The organism is Ruegeria sp. BJ6 (assembly GCF_056537885.1).
Genome location: NZ_JBQFSG010000013.1, coordinates 1 through 25627 on the forward strand (window position 1 = coordinate 1; position 25627 = coordinate 25627).

20 protein-coding genes and 1 pseudogene are annotated in these 25627 nt (G+C 57.1%); 5 read left to right on the forward strand and 16 right to left on the reverse strand.

Annotated features, from left to right (window positions below; genetic code table 11):
• Positions 1–1465: right-handed parallel beta-helix repeat-containing protein (locus ACR0D6_RS20445; protein ID WP_480766893.1), on the reverse strand; the 1465-nt coding region annotated here is incomplete at its 3' end.
• 500 nt (positions 1466–1965) lie between these two features.
• Here ACR0D6_RS20445 and ACR0D6_RS20450 point away from each other — a divergent pair.
• The gene (locus ACR0D6_RS20450; protein ID WP_480766894.1) at positions 1966–3237 is read left to right on the forward strand and encodes a right-handed parallel beta-helix repeat-containing protein; all 1272 of its coding nucleotides are present in this window, start codon (positions 1966–1968) and stop codon (positions 3235–3237) included.
• A gap of 113 nt (positions 3238–3350) precedes the next feature.
• Entirely contained in the window at positions 3351–4715 is a 1365-nt protein-coding gene (locus ACR0D6_RS20455; protein ID WP_480766895.1) for an O-antigen ligase family protein, read from the forward strand.
• Here the strand turns inward: ACR0D6_RS20455 and ACR0D6_RS20460 are convergent.
• The 4 genes from ACR0D6_RS20460 to ACR0D6_RS20475 are packed head-to-tail and all read right to left on the reverse strand — an operon-like array spanning position 4705 to position 8607.
• Positions 4705–5385, reverse strand: coding sequence for a polysaccharide deacetylase family protein (locus ACR0D6_RS20460; RefSeq protein WP_480766896.1), 681 nt, complete (start codon positions 5383–5385; stop codon positions 4705–4707). The two genes, ACR0D6_RS20455 and ACR0D6_RS20460, sit on opposite strands and share 11 nt — an antisense overlap.
• A complete protein-coding gene (locus ACR0D6_RS20465; RefSeq protein ID WP_480766897.1) occupies positions 5382–6425 on the reverse strand; it encodes a lipid II:glycine glycyltransferase FemX in 1044 nt (347 codons plus the stop codon). The genes ACR0D6_RS20460 and ACR0D6_RS20465 overlap by 4 nt, the downstream gene beginning before the upstream one ends.
• Positions 6422–7639 carry a GNAT family N-acetyltransferase gene (locus tag ACR0D6_RS20470; RefSeq protein ID WP_170656638.1) on the reverse strand — a complete coding sequence of 406 codons (1218 nt, stop codon included), beginning with the start codon at positions 7637–7639 and terminating at the stop codon, positions 6422–6424. The genes ACR0D6_RS20465 and ACR0D6_RS20470 overlap by 4 nt, the downstream gene beginning before the upstream one ends.
• Positions 7636–8607 carry a glycosyltransferase family 2 protein gene (locus ACR0D6_RS20475; RefSeq protein WP_480766898.1) on the reverse strand — a complete coding sequence of 324 codons (972 nt, stop codon included), beginning with the start codon at positions 8605–8607 and terminating at the stop codon, positions 7636–7638. The genes ACR0D6_RS20470 and ACR0D6_RS20475 overlap by 4 nt, the downstream gene beginning before the upstream one ends.
• A 748-nt stretch (positions 8608–9355) precedes the next feature.
• Between ACR0D6_RS20475 and ACR0D6_RS20480 the strand changes: the two genes are divergently transcribed.
• Positions 9356–10849, forward strand: a complete 1494-nt coding sequence (locus ACR0D6_RS20480) for an NAD(P)/FAD-dependent oxidoreductase (protein WP_480766899.1) — start codon at positions 9356–9358, stop codon at positions 10847–10849.
• Between the two features lie 213 nt (positions 10850–11062).
• Here ACR0D6_RS20480 and rfbA read toward each other — a convergent pair whose 3' ends face one another.
• Genes rfbA through rfbC form a run of 4 tightly spaced genes read right to left on the reverse strand, consistent with a single transcriptional unit; the run spans position 11063 to position 14377 of the window.
• On the reverse strand, positions 11063–11935 hold the full coding sequence (gene rfbA, locus ACR0D6_RS20485) for a glucose-1-phosphate thymidylyltransferase RfbA (protein ID WP_480731999.1): 873 nt from the start codon (positions 11933–11935) through the stop codon (positions 11063–11065).
• On the reverse strand, positions 11932–12783 hold the full coding sequence (gene rfbD / locus ACR0D6_RS20490) for a dTDP-4-dehydrorhamnose reductase (protein WP_480766900.1): 852 nt from the start codon (positions 12781–12783) through the stop codon (positions 11932–11934). Before rfbD ends, rfbA begins: the two co-directional genes overlap by 4 nt.
• A complete protein-coding gene (rfbB, locus tag ACR0D6_RS20495) occupies positions 12780–13820 on the reverse strand; it encodes a dTDP-glucose 4,6-dehydratase (protein WP_480766901.1) in 1041 nt (346 codons plus the stop codon). The genes rfbD and rfbB overlap by 4 nt, the downstream gene beginning before the upstream one ends.
• Positions 13817–14377 carry a dTDP-4-dehydrorhamnose 3,5-epimerase gene (gene rfbC / locus ACR0D6_RS20500; protein ID WP_480766902.1) on the reverse strand — a complete coding sequence of 187 codons (561 nt, stop codon included), beginning with the start codon at positions 14375–14377 and terminating at the stop codon, positions 13817–13819. The genes rfbB and rfbC overlap by 4 nt, the downstream gene beginning before the upstream one ends.
• Before the next feature lie 186 nt (positions 14378–14563).
• On the opposite strand from rfbC, the pseudogene ACR0D6_RS20505 reads away from it, so the two are divergent.
• Positions 14564–14716 (forward strand): annotated as a pseudogene (locus ACR0D6_RS20505) (transposase); the annotation flags it as partial.
• On the opposite strand, the gene ACR0D6_RS20510 reads toward ACR0D6_RS20505, so the two are convergent.
• The 3 genes from ACR0D6_RS20510 to ACR0D6_RS20520 all read right to left on the reverse strand — a co-directional run bounded on the left by ACR0D6_RS20510 (position 14704) and on the right by ACR0D6_RS20520 (position 19048).
• Complete coding sequence (locus tag ACR0D6_RS20510) at positions 14704–16116, reverse strand: hypothetical protein (protein ID WP_480766903.1); 1413 nt, start codon at positions 16114–16116, stop codon at positions 14704–14706. The pseudogene ACR0D6_RS20505 and the gene ACR0D6_RS20510 overlap by 13 nt on opposite strands.
• Before the next feature lie 540 nt (positions 16117–16656).
• Positions 16657–17580: a ParB/RepB/Spo0J family partition protein gene (locus tag ACR0D6_RS20515; RefSeq protein ID WP_480766904.1), complete on the reverse strand. Its 924-nt coding sequence runs from the start codon at positions 17578–17580 to the stop codon at positions 16657–16659.
• 55 nt (positions 17581–17635) lie between these two features.
• Positions 17636–19048, reverse strand: a complete 1413-nt coding sequence (locus ACR0D6_RS20520) for an AAA family ATPase (protein WP_480766905.1) — start codon at positions 19046–19048, stop codon at positions 17636–17638.
• 401 nt (positions 19049–19449) lie between these two features.
• Between ACR0D6_RS20520 and ACR0D6_RS20525 the strand changes: the two genes are divergently transcribed.
• The gene (locus tag ACR0D6_RS20525) at positions 19450–20457 is read left to right on the forward strand and encodes a replication initiator protein A (protein ID WP_170656620.1); all 1008 of its coding nucleotides are present in this window, start codon (positions 19450–19452) and stop codon (positions 20455–20457) included.
• A 15-nt stretch (positions 20458–20472) separates the two neighbouring features.
• Here ACR0D6_RS20525 and ACR0D6_RS20530 read toward each other — a convergent pair whose 3' ends face one another.
• The 4 genes from ACR0D6_RS20530 to ACR0D6_RS20545 all read right to left on the reverse strand — a co-directional run bounded on the left by ACR0D6_RS20530 (position 20473) and on the right by ACR0D6_RS20545 (position 25562).
• On the reverse strand, positions 20473–21570 hold the full coding sequence (locus ACR0D6_RS20530) for a UbiA family prenyltransferase (RefSeq protein WP_480766906.1): 1098 nt from the start codon (positions 21568–21570) through the stop codon (positions 20473–20475).
• 99 nt (positions 21571–21669) lie between these two features.
• The gene (locus ACR0D6_RS20535) at positions 21670–23034 is read right to left on the reverse strand and encodes a nucleotide sugar dehydrogenase (protein ID WP_480766907.1); all 1365 of its coding nucleotides are present in this window, start codon (positions 23032–23034) and stop codon (positions 21670–21672) included.
• Positions 23035–23254: 220 nt separating this feature from the next.
• Positions 23255–24430 carry a glycosyltransferase family 4 protein gene (locus ACR0D6_RS20540; protein WP_480766908.1) on the reverse strand — a complete coding sequence of 392 codons (1176 nt, stop codon included), beginning with the start codon at positions 24428–24430 and terminating at the stop codon, positions 23255–23257.
• A gap of 46 nt (positions 24431–24476) precedes the next feature.
• Positions 24477–25562: an NAD-dependent epimerase/dehydratase family protein gene (locus ACR0D6_RS20545; RefSeq protein WP_480766909.1), complete on the reverse strand. Its 1086-nt coding sequence runs from the start codon at positions 25560–25562 to the stop codon at positions 24477–24479.
• Positions 25563–25627: the final 65 nt, after the last annotated feature.

The following is a 25627-nucleotide window of genomic DNA, read 5'->3' on the forward strand; positions in this document are numbered from 1 at the left end:
GCTGCTGCTCTTCGCCGGTATCGGGCTGCTGCTCTTCGCCGGTGTCGGGCTGCTGCTCTTCGCCGGTGTCGGGCTGCTGCTCTTCGCCGGTGTCGGGCTGCTGCTCTTCGCCGGTATCGGGCTGCTGCTCTTCGCCGGTGTCGGGCTGCTGCTCTTCGCCGGTGTCGGGCTGCTGCTCTTCACCGGTGTCGGGCGGAGTCGTTCCGGTGTCGGGCGGAGTCGTTCCGGTGTCAGGCGGAGTCGTTCCGGGATTGGTCTGGGACTGATTGTTAGACCCGGAAGAGCCCGTATTTATAAGCCAGTCAAAGTAAGAACCCGAGATATTGCTTGCGAGGTCAGAACCCGCATTCAGCGAATCCGCCGGGCTACCGGGCTTAACGATATATTGGTTGTAGCCATCCGCCTGCGCCGTCGCCTGATAGATGAAATGCTGATCATACTCGGAAGGCTTGATCAGAACATTGTCTGCAACGGTCCAGCCAGGCTGCCCGTTGTCACCCAGGATTTGCGACGTGATGTTCTGAGTGATCGTCACATTCTTGGAATCGCCGGAGACATTGATGAGCGGAATTTCAATACCGCCTGTCTGCGTCTTCTCATCCACGTGCAGAACCGAGTTCTTGGTGACAGTGATCCCGTCAGCACCATAAACGGAAATACCATGCAGGTGGCCGTTGTAGATCACGTTGCCTTCGATCAGCACGTTGTGGTGGATGACACTCGGGTCGCTGATGTTCTTGCCGTCACCACCCATCCAGATGGTTTGAGTATAATCCCCGTTCCCCATGTCAAAGACATTGTCGCGGATGATGATATTGTCACTGCCGCTGCCGTTGGCGCGCTGAACCTGGATCATGTCACGGTGATCGCCAGCACCTGCAGCGCCGCCAAAATCGTGAATGTAATTGTTCTCTACCAGGATGTTGTCGACATTGTCGAAGACCAACCCATCCGAGCGGATCGAATGGATGTCATTCCCGGCAAAACTGACCCCATCGGAGTTAATCGCGATGGCGCCCTTCCACCATTTCGAGAACTCGGTATTGGTAATGTCGATATTGCTGGACCCGGTGATCATCAGGCCGGTGCCGTACCCGGTACCATCGGCGGTTGTTCCGGTACCGCTTGCAAAATCGCCATCGAAGTTCGAGTTGTTGAACGCGATATTCGAGCTGTTGGTAACGCTGAACTTGTTCTGGAAGTGATAGTCACCAGAGCTGAATGTGTAGTCGAAATTGACCGTGTCGAATGTGACATTCGACGCACCATTGAGATGAGCTTCGGAGAAGCTCGCCATCGCGTTCGGATCTGCAGACTTGATCGTTACGTTCGATGAGAACTGTGTATTGTTGAGACTCAACTTCCCATAATTGCCTGCCGCAAGGAGGATTGTTTCGCCGCCTGTTGCTTGCGCCAGCGCCTGGTTCAGCTCTGCCGCGTTGGATACTGTGATCGTTGTAGACATCCTACACCTTTAGATTTCATAAGCGCTTGAAAGCGCACGAGATCCCGCTCACCCAGGACGGAGGGAACAGTCGCGCGGGGGCGACAGAGTGGCCAAAATGCGGCTATATTTGGAAACTTGTGCCTGTTTCGGGACAATTAAGCCCGTCTGCCCATCATTTCCGAGTAAACACGATACTCGATACCGGGAATTGTTCCCCTTCCCTAAGCGGTTGAGTAACGTTTGGATGATTGATTCCCTGATCGCAACAATGGCCACGAAGTTGCCGTAATTCAGGCATGACCCCGCGTATCTCGGTCAGTCATAGGCAATGAATTGCCCGATGCCGCTACGGAAACCCACAAAACTTCATTAAAACCGCCCGGAAACCGGTGGTGTGACGCCATGGGGAGTACCAGGGGGAGTACCAGAGAATCCGCGTAATCCTGAGAGCGCCGCGATAGACACTATAAAACAGCTCGCCTAAGCTTTCGATGAACCGCAGATCAGAAAGGTGCGTCATGCCCGGATCACGTATTCTTGCCCTTGCAGGCGCGGCACTGCTTTTGTTGAGCACTGCCCTGGCCGCCGAGACACCCTGCGAGAGGCAGGACTTCAAACCCAGGCTCTCGACACAGGCCGAAGGTCAGGCCATCTCTGATGCCGGGGCCCTTGCAACCGCGCTTCAGAATGCACGTGGAGGTGAAACCTACCTGCTTTCACCCGGAAACTATGGCACTCTGAAACTGGGCCGTACGTTTCAATCGCCCGTGGTGATCCGTTCGGCCGATCCCACCAACCTCGCCTGTTTCACGGTTGCGATCTTTGATGGGGCCGAGAACATTCATCTGGATGGTATCCGTTTCGACTATGTCTTCAAGAGAGGAGACCCGCACCATCTCGCCAACTTCGTCGTTCGCAACAGCCGAAAAATAAAATTCTCCAACTCCGTGTTCAGCGGGGATGTTGCCAGCGGCACCGGAACGCCCGAGGACGGCGCCGGGTTCGGGACCGGCCTGCTGGTTTTCAACGCTGACAACGTCGACATCACCAACTCCGAGTTCCTGACCTGGTGGAAGGCCGTCATCGTCATTAACACCGACGGCATAAATATCACTGACAGTGACGTGCATTCGATACGCTCTGACGGTTTGGTCTTCGACAATGTCGACAATATTCTGGTCAAAGATAATCATCTCCATGATTTTGGTGGTGCTGATGGCGTCGGCGATCACCGCGACATGATCCAGATTCAACGCGCCAATAACAGCGGCAGCGCCAACATCACCATTCGTGACAATGTCTTTGACGTGGGTGGCGGGGATTTCACCCAAACGATCTGGGCCGGAGGAGACGGGAAGAATATCGGCGACCGCCAGGTACGGCATCAGAATGTGCTGATTGAAAATAACATGATCTATAACGGGCATGTCCATGGCATTTCCATCTATGGTTCCGACAACATCTCGGTCAGGAAGAACTCTCTTATTAATGTGCCTGGCGGCCATTCCGTGCCTGCGATCAACATTTCGGCAGACTCTTCATCAGTGGTCATCGAACAGAATGCCGTGGCGAATATTCTGGGCTATGAAAATCAACGGGATTGGGTCGTACTCAATAATGCCATGATTCAGGATCAAACTCCGTCGCAGGGCGGTTATTATGATAGCCAGTTCATCTATTACGCGCGTGGAGCAAAGAACGGTTACAATGAATACGGCGTGCGTCCCGGCAGTCTTATCGACCGCCTGAATGCCGGATCAACGCTGGTAAAAAAATATCCCACGCAATGATGGGTAGTGGAGGCGGGGGAAGCACGGCTGGCAGTCTTGGGCGCTGCCGATGTACTGATCGCTGAATTTTACGAGTTGGAATGATTTATCCAGACAATGAGCAGGAATTTTGAATGACCGCCGTTTTGTCAACCAAAGCCAGCGCTCCGGCGACAAGGCCGCTGGTTCTGGTATTGCTGATTTTGTCCTTTGCAATGCCATTCTATTTCTTCCTGGGCGGGCTGAAGCTCAATGGCTACCGCGTGATCCTGATCCTCTTCCTGTTTCCCGCAATTTTTGGCTGGCTGAGCGGGAAAGCGGGAAAGATCAGGGCAATCGATTTTCTGGTTATCGGGTTTTGCCTCTGGGCATGTCTGACGTTGGCCGTCAATCACGGCTTTGGGCCGACATGGCAATTCATCGGGATGTTCATGATCGAAACCCTGGTCCCGTATTTCATTGCCCGCACGTATATCCGGAACATGGAGTCGTTCAGACACTTCGTAAAGTGGCTCTTCCTGCTCCTTCTGGTTCTTCTGCCATTCGCCGCCTTCGAAGCTGTTACGGGAAGAACCCCGCTACTGGATCTGTTCGGCAAGGTGATGAGCGTTTACCAAAAATGGGTCTTCGAACCCCGGCTGGGGTTGCTGCGCGCCCAGACAACGATGCCTCATCCCATTCTGTACGGAGTGTTCTGCGCGCCCGCCTTTGCGCTCACCTGGTATGTTCTGGGGTGGAACAAGTCACTCTTTAAAAGGGCCGGACTGACCTCAATCGTGGGGGGTGCCGTTTTCTGTTCGCTGTCGTCAGGCGCTTTCATGAACGTCATTCTGCAGGTGATGCTGATGGGATGGAACTGGGTGTTCCGGTTCCTCGAGAACAGATGGAAAATCTTGCTCAGTATTTTTGGCGTTCTGTATTTTATCGGCGAGGTTGGATCGAACCGGAACATGTTCCAGATCTTCGCAACGCATTTCACGCTCACACCGGGAACGGCCTGGGCGCGGATCAATATTTTCACATTTGTCTCTGACGACATTCTGCGAAACCCGCTTTTCGGGATCGGACTGCACGACTGGACCCGCCCCGCCTGGATGTGGGCGCTGAGTACCGTGGACAACTTCTGGCTTTTGATGGCGCTGAGGCACGGCTTCCCCGGACTAATTCTGTTGGTTGCCGCCGTGGTGACCATATTTTTTCAGGTCGGGAACAAAACGCTGAACGGAGCGGCCGCAGATGCACGCCTTGGGTACCTGTTTTCCCTGTTCGGCATTTGCCTTTCCGCCATCACGGTGCATTTGTGGGACTCCACATACTGTTTTTTCATGTTTCTTCTGGGGGCTGGTATCTGGTTTCTGGACGTAGATGACCAAGCAGAGCAGGACGGCGGGGAAAAGCAGGCATCCACACAGGGCAGAACAGTTCAATATACACGGTTCCCGCGGTCGCAATCGGACCCGGCATCGCCGGGACGCCCGGTCCGGTCCGCTAACCGGTAACAGTCCAGTTGCGCCGGGCCATCCCCAGTGCGCGCCGAAGGCGGCGCAGGGGCGGCATCCGGCCTGAAAGGATCGCATCCATCGCCTGTTTCGACATGTCACCACGCAATGACGTCCGGGGGCGCAGGAATGCACCCTGACGCCAGGCCCCCCCGTCACTTGACCAAGCGGCAGAGTAACCCTCAGCACGAAGGGCGCGCAGCACCCGCGCATCGTAGCGACCGAACGGGATGCCTGCCTCGACCACCGGGTGGCCACAGATTTCCTCGAGTTGCTGACGCGAATCGCGCAGCTCCTGCCCGAGCGCGACGTCATCCAGAGTGGGCCAGACGACATGATCGATCCCGTGACTACCGATTGTCATGCCGGCATCGCGCAGAGCTTGCAGATGACCGGAATTCAGAGACCCGTCCTGCCCAATCCGCCCCGTAAGAACAAAAAAACATGCCCGAAGCCCACGCGCGGCAAGGGCGGGCAAGGCAATGTCATGGTCCGAGAGGTTGCTGTCATCAAAAGTAATCGTGAAACTCTCGGGGTCAGGGGACGCCGCAATCTGGTCGAGTACGTGTTCGAACTGACTGATCGAAAGCCAATAGGGTTCCTCACCAGTTTCCAGGGGACGTTCCGGCGCTCCGATACCATGAAAGTTGATACCCCTGAAAACCGTCATCGGCGCGCTTTCCTCAGGTGGGAATGAACCGTTTCTGCGGTGCTGATCAGGGATGAAACCAACCCGGCAGGACGGAACTCATAAGGTCCTGCCGCCTGCAGGTCCGTTCCCCCGGTGCGGAGTTTAAATTCTGCAACAGTGGGATTGATATCAGGGTCTATACCGTCAAGATCGTACCATTTCACCCCAAGCTCCCGACAACGCAGAATGGATTCCCACATCAGAAAATGGCCGGCATTGCAACGTCGGCCAACTGCAGTCGTGGCCCCGAAAAGATAGACGGCGCTACCGCCCGCCCTTCCGACCGTCATTCCGGCGATATCTGCACCGTCCTGCCGGGCAAACAATACCTCATGGATAAAATCGCCCCCCCGAAGCGGATAATAGAATTCCGGAGGTATGTCAGGTTGCTCGAACCCTTTGGCAGTCTGAACATTCCGATAAAGCGTCTGAAACCGGTCGGCTGCATCGGATATCGGCACCACATCAAGCTCTAAATCGGCTTTCAGAGATTTGCGCAAATGGTTGCGCCACTTTCCATGCAGGGCACCCATCAGGATCTCTTCGTCCTGATCGGGGTCAACGACCACTGTGCGATAGGGCGGGGACCGGTCTGTCGGGCGGAACCCCGCCGCAGCCACCGAGCGGTCCGCAGCCGACACATCATAAAGCGGCAAGGCGGGCAGGCGAAGCCGCAGAACACATCCAACTTCCTGTGCATAGGCGCGCAACGTGGCAAATACCGCATCCAGCCTGCTCGGGTTCGTATCGGGCTGTTCCCGGTGGTGCATCAGGGGGCCAGCGGCGATCCAGGCGATGCCACGCCCCAGCCCCGGCACGCGCTTGAGGCGCAGACAGGCCGCGGCAACCGGTTTGCCCGCCTGATCCGACAAAGTGATGAATTGCGCCTCGGCCCCGATCCGTTTTGCCGCTGCCTGCGCATAGGTCAGAGTTTGCTCATAGGTCAGATCACGAAACCCCGCGCTGATCCCGGGCCAGTCTTCGGCTGCGACTGTCTGCAATGTAAAGGGCGGGGTCATAGCTGTGTCCGTATCCAGTTGGTCCAGAGTTTGCCGGGCCGTATCCCCAGCCGGGGGCGGATCTTCAGAAACCACGCGCGATAATAAAAGAAATGGAGCGCATCCGCCCACAGAAGCAGCAGCAAGGCCCGCAACCGCGCCGGGGTTCGATCAGGAGCAAGCACTATATTGTGAAATGGCACCAGTTCACCGCCATAACTGAGCTTGTATTCGTATTCCCCCGCACCTGCTTCGATCAGACGAATGCCCGAACCAATCAAATCCTCTACACGCTCGACCAAGCCCACGCGGCCCAGGCCGTTTTTTGCATATTCAGGGTCTATTTCACGGGCATTCAGCCACCAATAGGCCTTATCCCCCAGCGTATAACGCAGCTGACTCGACAGGAGTGTCTGGCCCAGCCATTGCTCGTCTATCGCCGCCTGCTCCCTGGGCGCCAGCTGCCGCAGCAATGCGCGATAGAACGCTGCGGCCACACACCAGTCGGAAAAATGTCCGCCCTTCCCTGCTGCCCGCCATTGCCTTGTATGCAGCTCGATAAAGCGATCCATCATCGCGTCGACCGTATCCGGGGTCGAACTGACATTGCTCAGCGGCTCATCCCTGGTCAGGCGTTTGATATCCCGCCGCACCTCACGTCGACGGCTTTTGGAAAGCGCGCCCATGAATGCATCAAAGTTCCCGGGCAAATCCATTAATGTGTGTCCCCGCAGGCTGCGATCACGCAGAATGGATATGCCATGCCCATCTGCAGCGCGCAGGTTCCCGAGCTGTGCGGCGCGGTCAGAAAGCGGTGAAAAGCTGATGGCTGCACACTTCAGATCATGCACCAGATGCCGGAGAACGATCTTCAGCACAGTTTCCTCACGGCCAGCTGCAATCGGTAGGCCCATCACCGCAAAATTCGGATCCACACCGGCCAGCCGGGCCACACGCACGGGTATTGGTCCCGCCCATATGGTTTCGATGCAAAAAGGCAGAACAGCTATAAGGTGGGGGCCATCCCGCAAGACAAAGCTGGCCGGACGGCGACTGGCGGCAAAGGTGGGTCCGTAATGATCCCACCAGGCTGATTGCCAATCAGTCAGAAAGTATATGTCGGCGCCGGTCGCGGTGACCAGATCGTCCCAGTCCGCCCTTGTGTCCAGCGAATGGGCCGGTGCCTCAAGGCATTCGATCACAATCCCGGATTTGGCGGACACCGTATCTTTCATGTACTCGGCTCCTGACCGAACAGATGATAGCGGATCACCGCCTCTGACAGCCGCAAACGTGCCTTGCGCTCGGGCGTGGAGCGCAGCAGACCCATCAGGCCAAACACCGCCCCGCGCAGGGCTGCGCTGCTGATAAAGATGGCGCGCGCCACCAACTCTCCATACCGGCCATAGTGTTTTCTGGCATAGATTGTCTTGCTTTTCTGTTTTTGCACATACATGCGCGATTTGATCTGCACCGTGCTTTTTGACCCGCCTTCCAGATGCAGAATCCGCGCCACGGGCGCAAACACACAGTCCCATCCGGCATCGCGGATGCGGCGGCACCAGTCGGCCTCTTCGGAATAAACAAAGAATGCCTCGTCCAGAAGACCCACCACCTCGAACACGTGACGGGGTACCAGCATGAACATGCCGGACACCACATCGACCTTACGCTCGGATTTGCGATCCCAGTCCCCGTATTCGGCATGACCCAGAAACCGGCCCTGCGGGGACAGGCGATGCAGCCCAAATTCGATCAGCGCAAGATTTGTAGGTCCGGGGTCGGCAAAACAGGTGCGCTGGATCGTGTGTTCATCCTCCAGGACCTGACACCCGACACAGCCCACGTCGGGGTGCTGCTCCAGCCAGCCCACCATCGTGTCGATTGCACCGTCCAGAATGATGGTGTCAGGGTTGAGCAATAGCAGGGTTTGCCCTTGCGCGATTCTCAGGCCCTGATTGTTGGCGGCGGCAAATCCCCGATTGGTATCGTTAGCAATCAGCCGGACGTCGGGAAATTCGTCACGGACAAGATCTGCCGAACCGTCGTTCGAGGCGTTGTCCACGACGATGACCTCGTGCGGCAGCTGCGTCTCGTGCGCAATGGATTTCAGGCAATCCCGAAGAATGTCCCGCGTGTTCCAGTTCACGATCACAATGGAAACGGCATATTCGGTATTTGTACTGTGCGGTGATGCAGCCATAGCACCCTGTTCTCGTTAACCACTTACATATCTAAATACTCAGCCACTGATTCACTTTCTGAACACGCTGGCTGTAATCATCTGATGGCCACAGTTGTCAAAAAGCAGCCGCAAAAGTCAAAGTATATAACCAATACATTGAGGTAATAGTTTGGCGGCGAGAGCCTTGGAAAGACAAGGTGGCATTGCGAACGAATGCGATCCGTCAACTGACTGACACATCATGAGTCACCGCTTCCGGGTGCTTCACACCCCCACGGCACGAGGACAATATGCATGAAGATGGCAGATTGTTGAAACAAACTGCGCGAGGCACTCCATCGCGATGACGCATGCATTTCCCGCCAGCCTCCTCCCCGGTCGACGAGATCATTACAGAAGTACAGAGCGGTTTCTGCCAGCGGTCGATCCGTCCTGAACGGCAAACCCTCCAATTGTCTGAGGGTTGGAATATAGTATATGTTTCAATCGCTTAAATCACGAACCCGCAATCTGATGGCCGGACCTGCCTCCCCTGATCGTGCCAGTATGGCCGGGAAGAAGGGGAAAGCGCCATGGCACCTGCCGCCCAGCCATCACTTGTGGTGACAGCTGACCAGCCCCGGTACCTTCTTCCTGCTATACCCCCGGGATACCCCGGAAGAACGGGGGCTGTATTTGTGCGGCTCATCAGGATTCTGTTGTGAATCGAAGGTAATCTCCTGTAGCCTGATGCTAAGGTTTGGTTTTGAGTATGGGTGTAGGTCATTTGAAACAAGATACTGTTCCAGTCGTCATTATCGGTGGCGGCCCCGCTGGTTTAACCGCAGCTTATGAACTTCAGAAGCTAAGCGACAAACATGTCCCACAAGTTTTTGAGGGCTCGGATCTGGTCGGCGGCATTTCGCGGACCGAAACCCACAAGGGCTATCGCTTCGACATCGGCGGGCACCGGTTTTTTACCAAGGTGCGCGAAGTCGAAAAGATGTGGCACGAGATTATGGGTGACGATTTCATCACCGTGCCGCGCCTCAGCCGCATCTTCTATCGGGGTAAGTTCTATGATTACCCGCTGCGCATCTTCAACGCGCTTGGGAATATCGGGCCTTACGAGACCTATAAGATCGTCGGCAGCTACATCAAATGGAAGCTGCGGCCCAAAAAGCAGGAAGATACGTTCGAAGAATGGGTCATCAACCGCTTTGGCGGACGGCTCTACATGCATTTCTTTCACAGCTACACGCAAAAGGTCTGGGGCATCCCACCTTCCGAAATCCGTGCCGACTGGGCGGCGCAGCGGATCAAGAACCTGTCCTTGCCCAAGGCAGTCTGGAACGCGATCTCTGGCGCCAATGACACCGCCAGCCTGATTGAAGAGTTCCAGTATCCGCGTCTTGGCCCAGGCATGATGTGGGAAAAAACCCGCGATCTGATCGAAGAAAAAGGCGGCACCGTACAGATGCGCTCGGAAGTCGTGAAGGTGAACCGGGACGGCAACCGGGTAACCTCGATCGACGTCCGCCGGTGGAACGAAGACGACGCTCAAAGCAAGACGGTCGAACGTGTCGAAGGAGAGCAATTTATCAATTCAATGGCGGTGCGCGATCTGATTCACGCCTTTGATCCACCGCCCCCGCCAGAAGTTGTTGAGGCGGCCAATCGCCTGAGGTACCGCGACTTCCTGATCGTGACGCTGATACTGGATCATGCCGACCCGTTCCCAGACAACTGGATCTACATCCACAGCCCGATGGTCAAGGTTGGTCGCATCCAGAACTTCCGCGCCTGGTCCAAGGAAATGCTGCCCGATCAGAATACGTCCTCGATCGGGATGGAGTATTTCTGTCAGAAGGGGGATGGGCTTTGGTCTTCGTCCGATGCGGAACTCAAGAAGCTTGCCAGCGAAGAACTGGAAAAGCTTAATCTGGCCAAGGCTACCGATGTCGTCGACTGCGCTGTGATCAGGCAGCCCAAGGCGTATCCAGTCTATGACAGTGAATACAAAGAAGCTCTGGATACTGTCAGCGACTGGCTGAAGACACTAGAAAACTTCCAGACCGTTGGTCGCAATGGCCTGCACCGCTACAACAATCAGGACCATTCAATGCTGTCGGCGATGTATGCCGCCCGCAATATCCTGGGCGAGGAAAACGACATTTGGGACGTTAATGTCGAACGGTCCTATCATGAGGAATTCGAAGCCAAGCCTGAAAAAAAGAAAGCATCGAAAGAGCGCTTCGATAAAAACGTCGTACTCGAATAAGGGCCACCTTCCAGGCGTATTCGGATGAATGCCGAGTAACGCCCGGAAGGCATTTCTTTTCGATTTTTTGCTTGCATGTATGATCGGCGGGAAGAGTCCCATCAGAGGGGCGAAAATGCATGCCTGCACCCCAGACAAAGAGTCTAAACAGTACTGTTTGGACCTCTGCCGAGGAGGGGCGCGGTCAGTTTCAGCCCTGGCTACCGCTGCCCTTCACGTCAACAACCCGTCCAAATAGGCCCCGTATTCGTTTTTGGCGAACATCTCTGCCCGCTGGCGCAGCTGCTCCTCGTTGATCCAGCCCAGTTGCCACGCGATCTCTTCGGGACATCCCGTCTGCAACCCCTGACGTTCCTCGAGCGTGCGCACGAAATTGCCCGCATCCAGCAGGCTGGCATGGGTTCCGGTGTCCAGCCAGGCATAACCGCGCCCCATGGTTTCGACCCTGAGCTCACCCTCTTCCAGATACATTTGCAGCAGGTCGGTGATTTCCAGTTCTCCGCGCGGTGATGGTTTGACCTTTCTGGCGCGTTCCGGCGCGGTCCCATCGAGGAAATACAATCCGGTGACCGCATAATTCGAGGGAGGTGTGGATGGTTTCTCTATGATTTCGCGTGCCCGTCCACCCTCGTCGAAGGCGACCACGCCATAGCGTTTTGGATCAGCCACGTGATAACCGAAAACCGTTCCTCCGGTGTCATGCGCATTGGCTGCAGCAAGCAGTTTCGGCAGGCCATGTCCAAAAAAGATGTTGTCGCCCAAAACCAGCGCAGATGGTGCACCCGCCAGAAACTCCTCGGCCAGAACAAAGGCCTGCGCCAGCCCGTCGGGACTGGGCTGCACGACATAGGTGAGGTTTATCCCCCACTGGCTGCCATCCCCCAGCGTACGTATAAACTGATCCTGATCCTGTGGGGTGGTGATCACACAGATGTCCCGTATGCCAGCCAGCATCAGCACCGTCAGCGGGTAATAGATCATCGGCTTGTCATAAAGCGGCAACAGCTGCTTTGAGACGGCCATCGTGATCGGATACAGCCGGGTGCCGGATCCCCCTGCCAGTATAATGCCTTTGCGTGTCATCATGGTGCGTTTTCCAACTCTTTTAAAATATCACTCAAACCTTGCCGCCAATCCGGACGGGTAATGCCAAAAGTTGTTTCCAGTGAGGTACAATCAAGGCGGGAATTCAACGGCCGTCGCGCGGGCGTCGGGTAATCGCCGGACGGGATATCTGTCACGTCGCAATCAGTCTCTAACTCGGCAAAAATCGCGCGGGCAAACCCGGCCCAACTGACATCCGGCGCGCCTGAGAAGTGATAGATACCCGCTTTGTCCGCTTCCTCGGCCAATTGCCGCGCCATCGACAGACAGGCCACCGCGATGTCCCGCGCCGGGGTCGGGCCCCCGATCTGGTCGGCCACAATCGACAGCTGGTCACGCTCGGCCCCCAGCCGCCGCATCGTTTTGACGAAGTTGTTGCCATGGGCTGACACCACCCAGGAGGTGCGCAGAATGCCATAGGTTCCTCCGGCCCGGACGATCCCCTGCTCACCAGCCAGTTTCGAGCGCCCATAGGCACCCAGCGGCCCGGTGGGATCGGAGGGTTTCCATGGGACCTCTCCCGATCCATTGAACACGTAATCCGTCGAGACAGAAACGAACGGGATATCCATGGCGGCGCATTCCCGGGCCATCGCAGTGGGTGCATCCGCGTTGATCACGGTTGCCAGCGCCTCTTCTTCCTCGGCCCGGTCCACGGCGGTATAGGCCGCGGCGTTGATCACCATCTGTGGCGCGGCGGCGCGAATGGCCTCGGCACAGGCTGCGGGTCGTTCAAGATCAGCTTGGGAACGGTCAAGGCACGTCACCCCTGCAAAACCCGCCAGTTCCCGCGCAACCTGTCCGGTTTTACCAAAGACAAGGATGGTCATACCTTCACACCCAACCGCTTGCCGACGCCTTCGCGGTTCTGCAGCGCACGCCACCAGCTTTCATTGTCCAGATACCACTGCACGGTTCTTTCCAACCCCTCTTCGACACTGACAGAGGGACGCCACCCAAGCTCTTGCCGGATGCGGGTCGGATCGATGGCATAGCGCGCATCATGGCCGGGACGGTCGGCGACAAAGGTGATCAGATCGGCATAAGGCGCCGGGCCGGGGCGCAGGCGGTCGAGAATACCGCACAACATCTGCACCAACTGCAGATTGGTACACTCGTTTTCGCCACCGATATTATAGCTCCGCCCGATCTGGCCTTTCTCAACCACCAGCAGCAATGCTTCGGCGTGATCTTCCACGTATAGCCAGTCTCTGACATTGGACCCATCCCCATAGATCGGCAGCGGCTTACCCGCCAGAGCGTTCAGAATGATCACCGGGATCAGCTTTTCCGGAAAATGATACGGCCCGTAATTGTTGGAACAGTTCGTCAGCACCACCGGCAGCCCATAGGTTTCGAACCAGGCGCGCACCAGATGGTCGCTGGCCGCCTTGCTGGCGGAATAGGGCGAGCGGGGATCATAAGGGGTCTCTTCGGTGAACTGACCGGTCGCACCCAGCGAGCCATAGACCTCATCGGTCGAAATATGGTGAAACCGGAAACCGTCCGGCCTTCCCCGGCCTTCCCAGTATCCCCTGGCCGCTTCAAGCAGCGTGTAGGTTCCGGTGACATTGGTTTCGATAAAGGCACCGGGCCCGTCGATCGACCGGTCCACATGGCTTTCTGCCGCCAGATGCATGATCGCGTCCGGGGCATGCTCTGCCAGCGCCTGATCCATGGCTTTGCGGTTCCGAATATCAGCCTCTAAAAAGGTGTAATTCGCGTCATCCGCCACCTCAGCCACATTGTCGAGGCAAGCTGCATAAGTCAGCGCATCCAGATTGACCACCTGATGCCCGTCCCGGATCGCCCGCCGCACCACGGCCGATCCGATAAAGCCTGCGCCCCCTGTCACCAAAAGCTTCACGGCGCATCCTCCCACTGAAACGGGCTGTCGAAATCCGCCAACGCGGGCGCGGCCCTGTCCTTGTCGGACAACACCGGTTCCCCGGTCAGCCCCCAGTCGATGCCGCAGCTGCCCCAGTGCACCGCCCCATCGCAATCGGGCGCATAATAGTCAGTGCATTTATAGCAGATTTCGGTGCCCGGCTCCCGCGTGACAAAGCCGTGCAGAAAGCCTTTGGGTACCAAAAGCTGCTTTCCGTTTTCCGCCGTCAGCTCCACGCCCAGCCATTGCCCATATGTGGGTGAGCCCCTGCGGATATCGACAACGACATCGAACAATGCCCCTCGCCCACAGCGCACCAGCTTGTCCTGCGCATGGGGCGGCGACTGAAAATGCAAGCCACGAAGGGTACCGGTGTTGGCCGAAACCGAATGATTGTCCTGCACGAAATCCAATTCGATCCCATATGAGGCCAGGACCTTGCGGTTCCAGGTTTCGGAAAAAAAACCGCGTACATCACCGAACCGCTTTGGTGTCAGTATCAGGACACCCGGCAAGGCGGTCTTCTCAATCTGCATGTACTCAAAACCCGTGTTAACACAACATGTTCATAGCAATTGAATATCAGCCTGTCATGAACGAGGTGCGAATGCCGCAGAACATGTTGTCGCCAAGGCGACAATCCCAGTGACTATACGAAGAATGTGCAGGGCACCTGCTTTCTTGCCGTCATTCCATGTCATTCACGATGGAAACCAATCTCAAATAATAAGCGACGTTACAAACAACGTAACCGCATTGAGATCATGTTCGGAAGACTGAAAAACTGGCGGCGCGGCGCAACCCAATATGACAGATGCCCGAAGGTCTTCATGTCGGCAATCGCGTTGGCAGCCCTCGTCATTTACTGGCTATGAGTTCTGAGCCCAGGTGCTTCCTTCGTCACCCGATGGTGACGACCAATCACACTGTCGAGTAAGAACATGAACGCGAGCGGAACAAAGAGCAGATACCAAAGGACATGGTTCAGGTAGTAGTGAACGTCAGAATGGCCCTTGGCCAGAATGTACCACGACACAGGCGCAATAAGCGACATCACAAACGCTGCTGACAATCTGTCCCTACGCCGCAATGCGTAACCGAGGCACGTCAGGGTCAACACCGGCAAAAACAACGTTTCGAGCGCACGCAGACCAAGCCGCGCATAACTTGCGGGGCTTATGGTCCGGGCTGTCTCGATCACCGCCGGCAGCGAGAGGTTTGTCCGCAACTCTCGCAATCGCCGCAGATCTTCTGGATGGTGACGCACATGTTCCACCCAGGGAAATGCGCGCGGCATCACAAAATATCGTGCGACGACCACGACCGGATTACGCACGAGAGAGGTTTCAAGTTCGTACTCGCATTTGTTACGATTTTCCTTTTCACCCTGACTACAGATCTCTTCGATGGTTTCGGCAGGCAATTCGGAAATCGTTCGTTTTCTGGCCACAGTCGCAATCTGCCCTAAGCCATCAGTCAGGCTTGGGCCCAATGATCGAGCGTGGATGCCAACCGACAGAACAAAAGCCGAAACAGAGGCCACCCCGCAGACGCCCATAGACAGGATCAAATTCCGCAGTCCTGCAGTGCTGCGCGCCCATACCATTGTCAACGGAACCATTGCTGCAAGTGTGATTGTGGTTATGTATTCGTAACCACACAGAAATCTGATGGTAAAAGCACAGAACAGCCCTCCACCCAACATGATCAGCCCACCCGGTGACACCAGTGCACGACGAGCGAAGAACAACGAAACCAGCGCGGGCACAAACCAGGTAAATTCAACCCAATAGAGATGCCGCGAGAACACAACCGGCCAAGGGCTGAACACCAGCGGCACGCAAAATGCGGCTGCATGTGCAGTTGAATACAGCCTTCTAATCCCGATAAAAAAAAGCATTACAACGACACTCATGAAAAAGGCTGTCATTGAACTGAGCACTTCCAGTGGAAATCCGAACCTTTCGTCGAGCGCACTGAAAAACTTCACCTGCAGGCCCAGCTGTGACGTGTAGTGATAGAATTCTCCGGTCCGGTTTTCGTCCTGATAAAGTTCTCTGGCATGCGGCCATTGCTGGTCGATTTCCGGGCGGGTATAGCGCCCCAGCACAACGGGCCCCTCATTCGCCGCAGCATTCAGCATGCCATCCAGAACCAGCTGCTCGGACCCCATATCGTGTTTGTAGAGTGTCGAATCCCAGGTGATCCTGTAGAAATTAAAATTGAAAGACAGGAATGCCATCGCCAGCACGATCAGAGGCAAGGTAACTTTCAAGAGCCGAATCCTGACAGATTCCACCTGGGTGCTTTGAGGTTTATCGTTCACAATAAGACGCTTCTCTGTAACCCAGGCACCTGACACCGCCTAAAGCATTCGCAATACCCCCATGTTGTTGCATGATTGCGCATCGATCAAGTTTCGCAAATTGGCGCGTGGTGATCTCCTGTTCACGTGCGCCGCGATCTACATGTTCCAAGCATCCTGGCACGCAATCTTCATTGGCAGGCGACGCATTGACGACGGGGGGGATCAGTCGTTCTCGGAATTGCCAGACTTTGCCGCCTCAACCGGAAATCGCGCGGCGTTTTGTCAGACGCTCTCGCACCGCGTTCTACTGGTCAGTCGTAAGGCTGCATTATTATTCCTGATAAGCGGTACTTATTGGGTATAATGAATAAATCCACAGATGTGAAAGGTAGTGGGCATAATCAGGCGCTTACGCGCAATAACCAAGCCACTATATTGATAATAAACTGCTTTTTATCGGCAAGAAATGTATCCCACGAATACCGCTACCGTTTCGCACGCGAAACGCTATCCCGCCCGGGATTTCAGCCAGCCCCGCAACTCGACAAGAAATACATCAGAAACCCCGTCGCCAGACAATATGAGTTGCGCACCATTTCGGCTCCGCTTCAGGTGAATGCCCCCGATCGCCTCAGGCTGTGGTGCAACGACCTTTGATGTTTTCCCGGTGCTCTTCTCCGGGGACTGTATCGCATGTGTCAAAATCTGAATCTCGGTGTCCGGCGTGCGAGCTGGATCGGCGGCCAGCAGTCCGGACAGTTTAGAAATAGCCTTTGGATCATCTTTTACAGCCTTGGCTATAGACAGACCCAGCCTTTCGGGAATGGCCGAGGCAAATCGCAGATTGCTGTCCAATGCCTGATAGATTGAAATGAACGAGCCAATCTTTGACCGTTTTGCCCGACTGGCCGAAGCAAACAGCCCGCGCAAGGCTGCGGTTTCGTCCGGATAAACACCCTGCTCTACCGCCCGAGCCACAATTCGCGCGCGCTCATAGTAGCTCAGCCCGACGCGTATCTCGTTTTCCTCCACCATTGCAACATAGGCATCCGAAGCACTTTGAGGCTGCCTGAGAAACGCGCGAACCGTTTCGAAACGCGCCTCACCGGTTTCCTCTGCCAGTACCTTCAGTGCCGTCAGGCGGCGCCAGCCCGAGATCAAACCATAACGCCCTTCCTCCAGCGCCACGACCTCGATCGGAGTTTGTTGTCCGCGGGCCTTCAGACTTTCCTTGAGCGCTGTCATTTCCGCGTCATCCACCGCCATCCGGTCACGGACCAGATAGGTTTCCTCCACCTCCGCAAGCGGCAAATCCTGCACCATCCGCCCTTCAGCCCGGGCCGCACGGAATTCTTCGGTCAGTTCTTCAAGAGCGGCCTGAGCAGCAGTGGCACCCGCAACCTGCCTCCTACTCTCGCGCGGATCAGGCATTGGTCGGGCCTGTCCCAAAACAGTCAAAGTGTTTCGCGCGCGAAACATCATCTCATTACAGCATCAGCTCGGGGGTTCCGGCCGCCTCAGCCTGCTGGGCCAGTTCTTCGCCCCGCCAAACCCCGATCAGCAGCTTCTTGAACGAGGCATAGGTGGCGTCAAAGGTTTCCCGCCCGCGCACATAGGTCTCGCGGTTGAAATCGCGATAATCCGCCTCGTAGATGCCGTTGACCTGCTCGCCCGCCTGCCCGATCAGCGCCGTGTAGCCCTGCCAGTGCGGCGACAGGGTGCGGCCCAGATAGGCCTGCATCAGCCCGGCCAGTTCCGCCTGCTGGCTGCCGTCATAGCGGGTGATGACCGTGCGCACCGCATCCCACTGAAAGGCCATCTCAGGCCGTCCCAACGCGCGGGCGGCCATGTTCTCACCCTCTTCGATGGACTGGAAGGTCGAATGCAGCATGTCGAAGAACCGGCCGGTGGAATCAAACTCCAGAAAGGATGCGCCCATGGGCACCAGTAGGATGTCCGAGGCCGCCAGCCCGTTGATCGTCAGATACCCCAGCGCAGGCGGTGTATCGATGAAGACGATGTCGTATTCGTCCAATACGCCATCTTCCTCCAACGTGTCGGTCAGCGCATCCCACAGCTTCCAACTGCGGCCCTGCATACGCCAGACCGGAATCTGGAACTCGGCCCAATACAGGTTCAGCTGGGCGCCGATCAGATCGATATTCGGCCAATGCGTCGTCTGGATCAGCTCACCGCTGCGCACCTTCAGGGCATCCGACAGCGTGTCATCGATCGGGTGGGGGGCCTCGCCCCGGTCAAGCCGTCCCTGATTGTCACGGCGCAAATGGGTGGCATAGTGGCGGGCGAGCAGAGGAAAGACGGTCTGCCATTCATCCGTTACCTTGCCGCCAAAGATTGAGGTCATCGACCCCTGGCTGTCCAGATCGATGACCAGTACCTTGTAGCCGTCCAAGGCCGCGGACATGGCCAGATGGGCACAGGTTGACGTCTTGCCGACGCCACCCTTGAAGTTTGCCACCGAGACGATCTTGGCCGGCAGCCCCTTGGGGCGGTAGGGACGATACTCCTTGGCCTTGGAGCCTTCCGAGGCGAAATGCAGACGCAGGCGCAGCACCTCATCCAGCGTGAACCACTTGGCGCCGCCTTCGGTTTCCGATCGCCCTTGCGGCAGGTCGGGGTTGCCCTTCAACACCCGGCGGAAATGGGCAGGCGCAACGGGGATCAGATATTTGGTAATTTCCCAGGTCGAAAACAGCCGAAGCTTTTTTTGCCCGTCTTCCTCCAACCCGCGACTTGCAAGATCTGAACGGCCCCGGGCACAGGCATCCGCAATATCGGAAAAGTCATGTGTTCCGGTGGGGTTTCCCAACTCGGCATATGCCAAATCCGGATCAATATTGAAATACGGAGGAAGCCCCTCCGGCGTGCCTGCCCGCATGGAAAATACCGCCTATATGCTGCCTTTTCGTCAATATATCACAAAAGGTGGCATATGAAAGCATTATGCGGACAAAATCGAATTTTCTAAGCAAAATAGCAGGATAAGGGCGCTTGGTAGATGGTTTTACGGAGTGGGACAAAAAAATATTCGGTTAAGATTCAGTTATTATATTAGTTACGGGGAAAACAATACAGTCATAACGCGCTGATAATAAATGGTATTCTGGCATTTCTATTGTTGCGTGCGATTCCGAACCCACGATAAGGTGACTCTGATCCCACGTTGTACTGACTCTGATCCCACGATCCGGCGGCTTTACGCTGCCTGTGGATAACTTTACGGTAAGCGTCAATAAAACCACGAACGAAGATTCGGGCAGGACATATGGGCAGGGCAGTATGAGCGGGTCAGGGGCGTTGTTGCCTGACCGGCATCCAACGGGCGATTTTTTTGTATGCGATATCTTCGATGCGCTGCCCAAGACCGATATGGGGTCGATGGAGCATCCGATGTTTTCGCTCTCGACCCGGCCGGACCGGCGGATTCTCAATTACGAACATAACGGGGTCGAGATCACGGTGACGCCGTCGGTGCGCGGTCTTGCGACGATCCACGACAAGGACATCCTGATCTTCTGCATCAGTCAGTTGATGTCTGCGATCAATGCGGGTCGTGCCGTCAGCCGTGTGCTGCATCTGAAGGCGCATGATCTGCTGGTGGCCACCAATCGCGAGACCAGTGGTGATGGCTACAAGCGCCTGCGTGAGGCGTTCGAGCGGCTGGCGGGGACCCGGATCACCACCAATATCGTTACAGGCGAGACCGAGACGACAACCGGTTTCGGACTGATCGAAAGCTGGGAGATTGTCCGCCATACGCGGGCGGGCCGAATGGTCAGCGTCAGTGTGAAACTGTCGGACTGGCTGTATCGCGCGGTTCTGGCCAAGTCGGTTCTGACACTCAGCCGCGACTATTTCCGTCTGCGCAAGCCGCTGGAGCGGCGGATCTACGAACTGGCGCGCAAACATTGCGGGCGGCAACCCGAATGGCGGGTCTCGGTCGAGGTGTTGCTGAAGAAGTCGGGTTCGGCCTCGCCCCGGCGGGTGTTCCGCAAGATGATCCGGGACATGATCGCAGCAGATCATCTGCCCGATTACGAGATGACCGAGGACCCCGGTGATCTGATCCGCTTCACACGCCGCGGACAGGTGGTGGAAGGAACCGACAGACCGACCCTGCCGCCGGAGACGCTGGATGAGGCCCGGGGGATGGCACCCGGATGGGACGTCTATGCGCTCGAGGCGGACTGGCTGGCCTATTGGGCCACGTCAGGCAGGCCCGCAATCAGAAACCCGCGCCGGGCCTTTCTGGGCTATGTCACCAAGCGGGTTGCGGGGAAGGGATAGGGTGTTCAGACAGGGTCATCTTGACCTGTATCGCCCGAGGAATCCGAGGCCGGTAAATGCGAGCACGGAAAAAAACGGAACCCAGAGGGGCAGGGCCGTACTTATGGCGGCAGCTCCGGCAATGATCCGTACCGTCCAAAGCGCGGCCTGCGCAACAACACCCGCCGCTGCGTTGTGTTTCAGCCAGAAGGAGCAGGCCTGAGCCAGAAAAACATAAGCGGCAAGTATGGCTGTGAAAGCAAATGGCAAAAGCACCGACGAAAGAATAAAGGCCAGCGCGAGCAAGGTGATGGCACCAGCTACCCCGTTGTACAGAGGCAGATCTCCCGAGGTCAGCGGCTGATGTCGTTTACCCGCATGTTGCCGGTCGGCAGGAAGGTTCAGCAGGTCGATCAGAAAATACACGCCGGACGCACAGAGGCTGAAGCAGAGGAAGGCCAAAAGGGTCGTCGGCACCACTGAGAGGATCGAAGAATCCTGAGAGGTGAAAAGCGGCACAAAAATCAGGAGATTCCGGATATATCGATGTGGTCGCATCGATCTGAGGAAGGACCGCCACAGAGGCGGGCGCGAAACGATGACCTTTTCCGCAGTTCCGGAAACTTCCGCAGCCGCCACCGCCTGTGTAGGGGCGTTGATGTACAGGCCTGAAGATGCAACTGCCCAGATGGGGGTGTCGGCCTTACTGTCGCCCGCATAGGCGAATGCGTCATTGCCAGCCATCTCGCGGATGGCCTCCAGCTTTTTAGTTCCTTTCAGATTGCGGTTTTCATCGGTCGCCAGAACAGCGTCGAACATGCCCAGATAACAGGCGACCTTATCGGCATATATGCGATGTGCAGCCGTTGCGAGGATAAGGCTCCGGCCATGCTGCTTTTCCTGTTTCAGATATTCAAGAAGCGGGATTTCGTACGGCAGCGCTTCGGCCGCAATATCAACATGCTGTGCGATCCGTGTTTTGGTATACGGAATGCCACGGCGCAGCCACAGAATGAACGGAAAGATATTGAGTGGGTTTTTCCTGAGAAACTGCAGGATGGCTTCGACAAAAAGATCCGTTCTGACCAGCGTTCCGTCCAGATCGACGAAAATTTTTTCCGGCTTGTCACTCATCACAAAGGTTCTTTGTTTGACTTGCACATCCCTGACGGTGAACCGGCTTTTCAGGCCGGAATTGCGGATTGCCCTGTGCAGGGAGCGTGATCGGCATTCTCAGACCTTCACGAGCCGCCCACCTGTCACCGCGATCCCGGCTTTTTCGAAGACATTGCGTGTATCAAAGATCACCGCCGCCTCGCGTGCGACAAGATCATAATCCGGGGCGCTGTGATCTGTGATGACAGCCACTGCCGCATAGTGTTTCAGGTTTTCTGCGGTCAGCGATACCGACATCCGGCCTGCAAGCTGGGGATACTCGCCGCCTTCCGGCAGGCGGGGAAAATACGGATCGTGATAGTCGACTTCGGCACCCAGTCTTTCCAGCTCGTCCAGCAGCACCAGTGCCGGGCTGCGGCGGGTGTCCTCGACATCGCGTTTATAGGCGATGCCCATCAACAGAATTCGCTGTCCGGCCAACGGTTGCTCTGCGTCCGTGGCGCTGCCGCGTGCCGCCAGTTCTTCGGCAATCCTCGTGGCAAGGGCATTGGGCACGGCATCATTGCTTGTCCGCGCCAGATTGATGATCGGCGTGTCGGATCCCGCATCAGCGGCGCGCCAGGCCAGATAGGCGGGCGAAACCGGAATGCAGGCGCCTCCGATACCGGGGCCAGGGTAGAAAGGCATGAAGCCAAAGGGTTTGGTTGCTGCCGCCTCGATCACCTCCCAGACATCCACGCCCATCGCATCGAGTGCTGTTTTCAACTCGTTGACCAGGGCGATATTGACCGTGCGAAAGCTGTTTTCCACCAGCTTCACCGCTTCGGCAGTGGCGGCCGAGCTGACCGGAACCGCACTGGTAACGATGGCGCGGTAGAAATCCTCGATCAGTTGCAGGGACAGAGGGTCGTCCGCGCCCACCACCTTGGGAATGCTGTGCGTGTCGAACTTGTCGTTGCCCGGATCTTCGCGCTCGGGCGAGAATCCAAGGAAGAAATCGGTTCCTGCGCGCAGGCCCCCCGCTTCGAGGATCGGTTGCACCAGGGTGGTTGTGGCGCCGGGCCAGACACTGCTTTCCAGTACCACCAACTGACCGGGGCGCAGATGTTGGGCAATGGTTTGGGCGGCGGCGGCGACAAAGCGCATATCCGGGTCCTGTGCGTCCGTCAGCGGGGTCGGCACGCAGATCAGCACGATATCGGCCTCTGCCAGTGCAGCGCTGTCTTCGGTGGCGCGGAAACGTCCGCTGTTCACCGCCTGCGCGATCCGGTCGGATGCGAGATAGGATATGACCTGATCACCCTGATTGATCCGGGCAACCCGGTCGGGGTTGAGGTCGACCCCGGTCGTGTCGAACCCTTCGTCATAGGCGGTCAGCGCCAGAGGCAGGCCGACATAACCCAACCCCACCACAGCGACGCGCGCGTCGCGTGCCGCGATAAGCTGTTTGAGGGACTGATGGTGCGAGATCTCGAGGTTCATAATCTATCCTGATCGTACAAAGTCAGACTGAAATCAATTGGCGTCGCGGCCTCCGGAAATTCCGGTCCTTTCCACGGATAGGGCGGAACGGGTGCGAATCCAACAAATTTGTCAGCCCTGTTCGAGACCGCAGTACTGTGTTTCCGAAAAGGGCTCAATTATGAGCGGCAGGTGGAATTGTTCAGGGTTACTCGAAAAAAATGAACAGGCCGATTTTTCGCTATTTTGCGTGCAGTGCACGCCGGAATGACTCCTCAGCCAGTGCCGCGCCCTTGTCCCAGCTAAAGCCCGAAGCCTGCATCAACGCCTTTTGTGACAAGTCGGTTTGCAGATGAGGTTCGGTCAGCAGGCGGATGGCCTGAGCAGCCAGTGCCTGACTGGACAGCGGGTCGAAGTAAAGCCCGCCAGCACCCACCACTTCGGGCAGGCTGCCGCGATCCGAGGACAGGACGGGTGTGCCGCAGGACATTGCCTCGAGTGCGGGCAGGCCGAACCCTTCCCAAAGCGAGGGAAAGACCAGCGCATCCGCGGTATTCAGCAGGGCGGCCAGATCCGGATCGTCGATTTCACCGGTGAACACGATGCTTTCCGAGCGGGCCGCATCGGCAGCGGCGCTGGCCTTGAGGTCTTCGATATTGTCCCAGAACCGCGCCCCGGTCGTGCGCCCGACAATGGCCAGACGCGCCTGCGGCACCTGTGCAAGAATGTCCGGCATGGCTTCGATCAGGCGCAGCACGTTCTTGTGCCGGTTGAAGCCGCCCAGATAGACCAGAAGCGGTGCATCAGGCGGAATGCCATAGGCCTTTCTGACCTGTGTTAGAGCCGAATTTTCGTGGATGGGCCGAAAGACGGGTTCGGCCCCTTCGGTGATGATGTCGATCTTGTCACGGGGAATGCGCAGGATGCGTGTCAGATCATCTGCCGAGGCGTCCGATATCGTCATCACCCGGGTTGCCTGCATCTTGGCTAGCCAGCATTTCGCCTGCCACAGCCGGAAATTCAGGCGTTTGGGAAAGATGAGGTCGGGAAAGCGTTCGGGGATGGTGTCGTGATAACACACCACCGTGGGGCGCCGGGCGGGCAGGGGAAAATAGGAATAAACCGCCGGATAAAAGAAGGCATCGCAGTCAATCCGCCGTGCCGATTTGGCCATCGTCAGCAGGTCAGCCCCGCCCCGGGCCCTGGCCCCCGATGAGGCCTCGGACATCGACAATTCAGATCCTGCAACAAGGGTTTCCACCCCATCCGGCACCGGCCGCGCCGGTTCCTGATCGAACAGAAGCGTGTAGCGAAAACCGCTATCGCGAGCCGCCAGAGCGGTGATCAGATTACGTGTGAACCGGCCAAAGCCGCGTTCATTGTCCCAAGGTGTTGCGTCAACGGCGATATGGATCAAATTTACTCGTCCCTGAAATTGAATGGTAACTTATTATAAAGGGTAATTATTTTCCAAACTTGGACTCAAGATAGGCGCGGGTGGCGGCCAGCCCTGCCTCAAGGTCATGAACGGGCGCATAGCCCAGCCGGGCGCGGGCGTGATCGATCCGGCAGTGCCCCCGGGTCGAGAACAGCTCCAGCATGTAACGATCAGGATATACTTCGCCCTGCGCAGGCAGCCGCCGTTTCACCGCGCGCACCAATTTTTCAAACCTTTCCCTGCCGATCCAGGTTCGCGCAGCGGCGCTGATCCGGGCGGCCAGCGGAGGTGTATCGGGCACTTCGCCCTGCTCCTCAGGCGGCAACCCGGCCTCTAGCGTTGCAAGCGGGATGTGACGCACCGAGCCCCGGCCCATGATATCGCCGTAACCGGCCAGCAGATCCGACCAGGCAAAGGGGTCAGCGCCTGAGATAATGAACCGCTCCTGCCCCAGATTTTCCAGCCGTGCCGCACACAGCATGGCCTGAACCAGATCGTCGACGAAAACTGCGTTGCACAGCCCTTCAGGGTCCGGCAGAACCACGCTACCCGCCGCCATCCAGTCGGCCAGCCGATCAGTCCAGAGCATGCTTCCGGGGCCGTAAACCAGCGTTGGCTGCAGAATCGCAACCGGGCAATTCCCCTGTATTAGAGCCTGTTCCATGGCCATTTTGGCCTGCCGGTACGGCGTACCCCCGGTCCCGGACAGGGGGCTGTCCTCGGTCAGGTCATCCTGCGGCCAGCCGTCATAGACGACGATGGAACTGATATGGATGATCCGCCCGATCCCTGCGGCATCCGCTGCCGTTCTGAGTACGTCAAAAGCGGCAAGGTTGCCGGCGGCTGGTGCACGCATGTCATAGGCAAGATGAAACAGAACCTCCTGCCCGTGCAGGGCGGATTCCATGGCGACCCCGTCGTCAAGCGAACCGGTTATGACACGCACTCCCATCGCTTCAAGCGCCTGCGCCCCGTGACGGCTGCGCAGCAATGCGGTGACCCTGGCGCCAGCCTCAAGAAGGGCTGGAACAAGCCGCTTGCCGACAAAACCTGTAGCTCCGGTCACGAAGACGGCCTTGCCGCTGAGATTGTCCGGTCCGGCGGCTGTCACGGTCTCTTGTCCTTCGTCAAATCCACGGTCCCCGGCGATGCGTTGTCTTTGAGAAACCTAGCGCA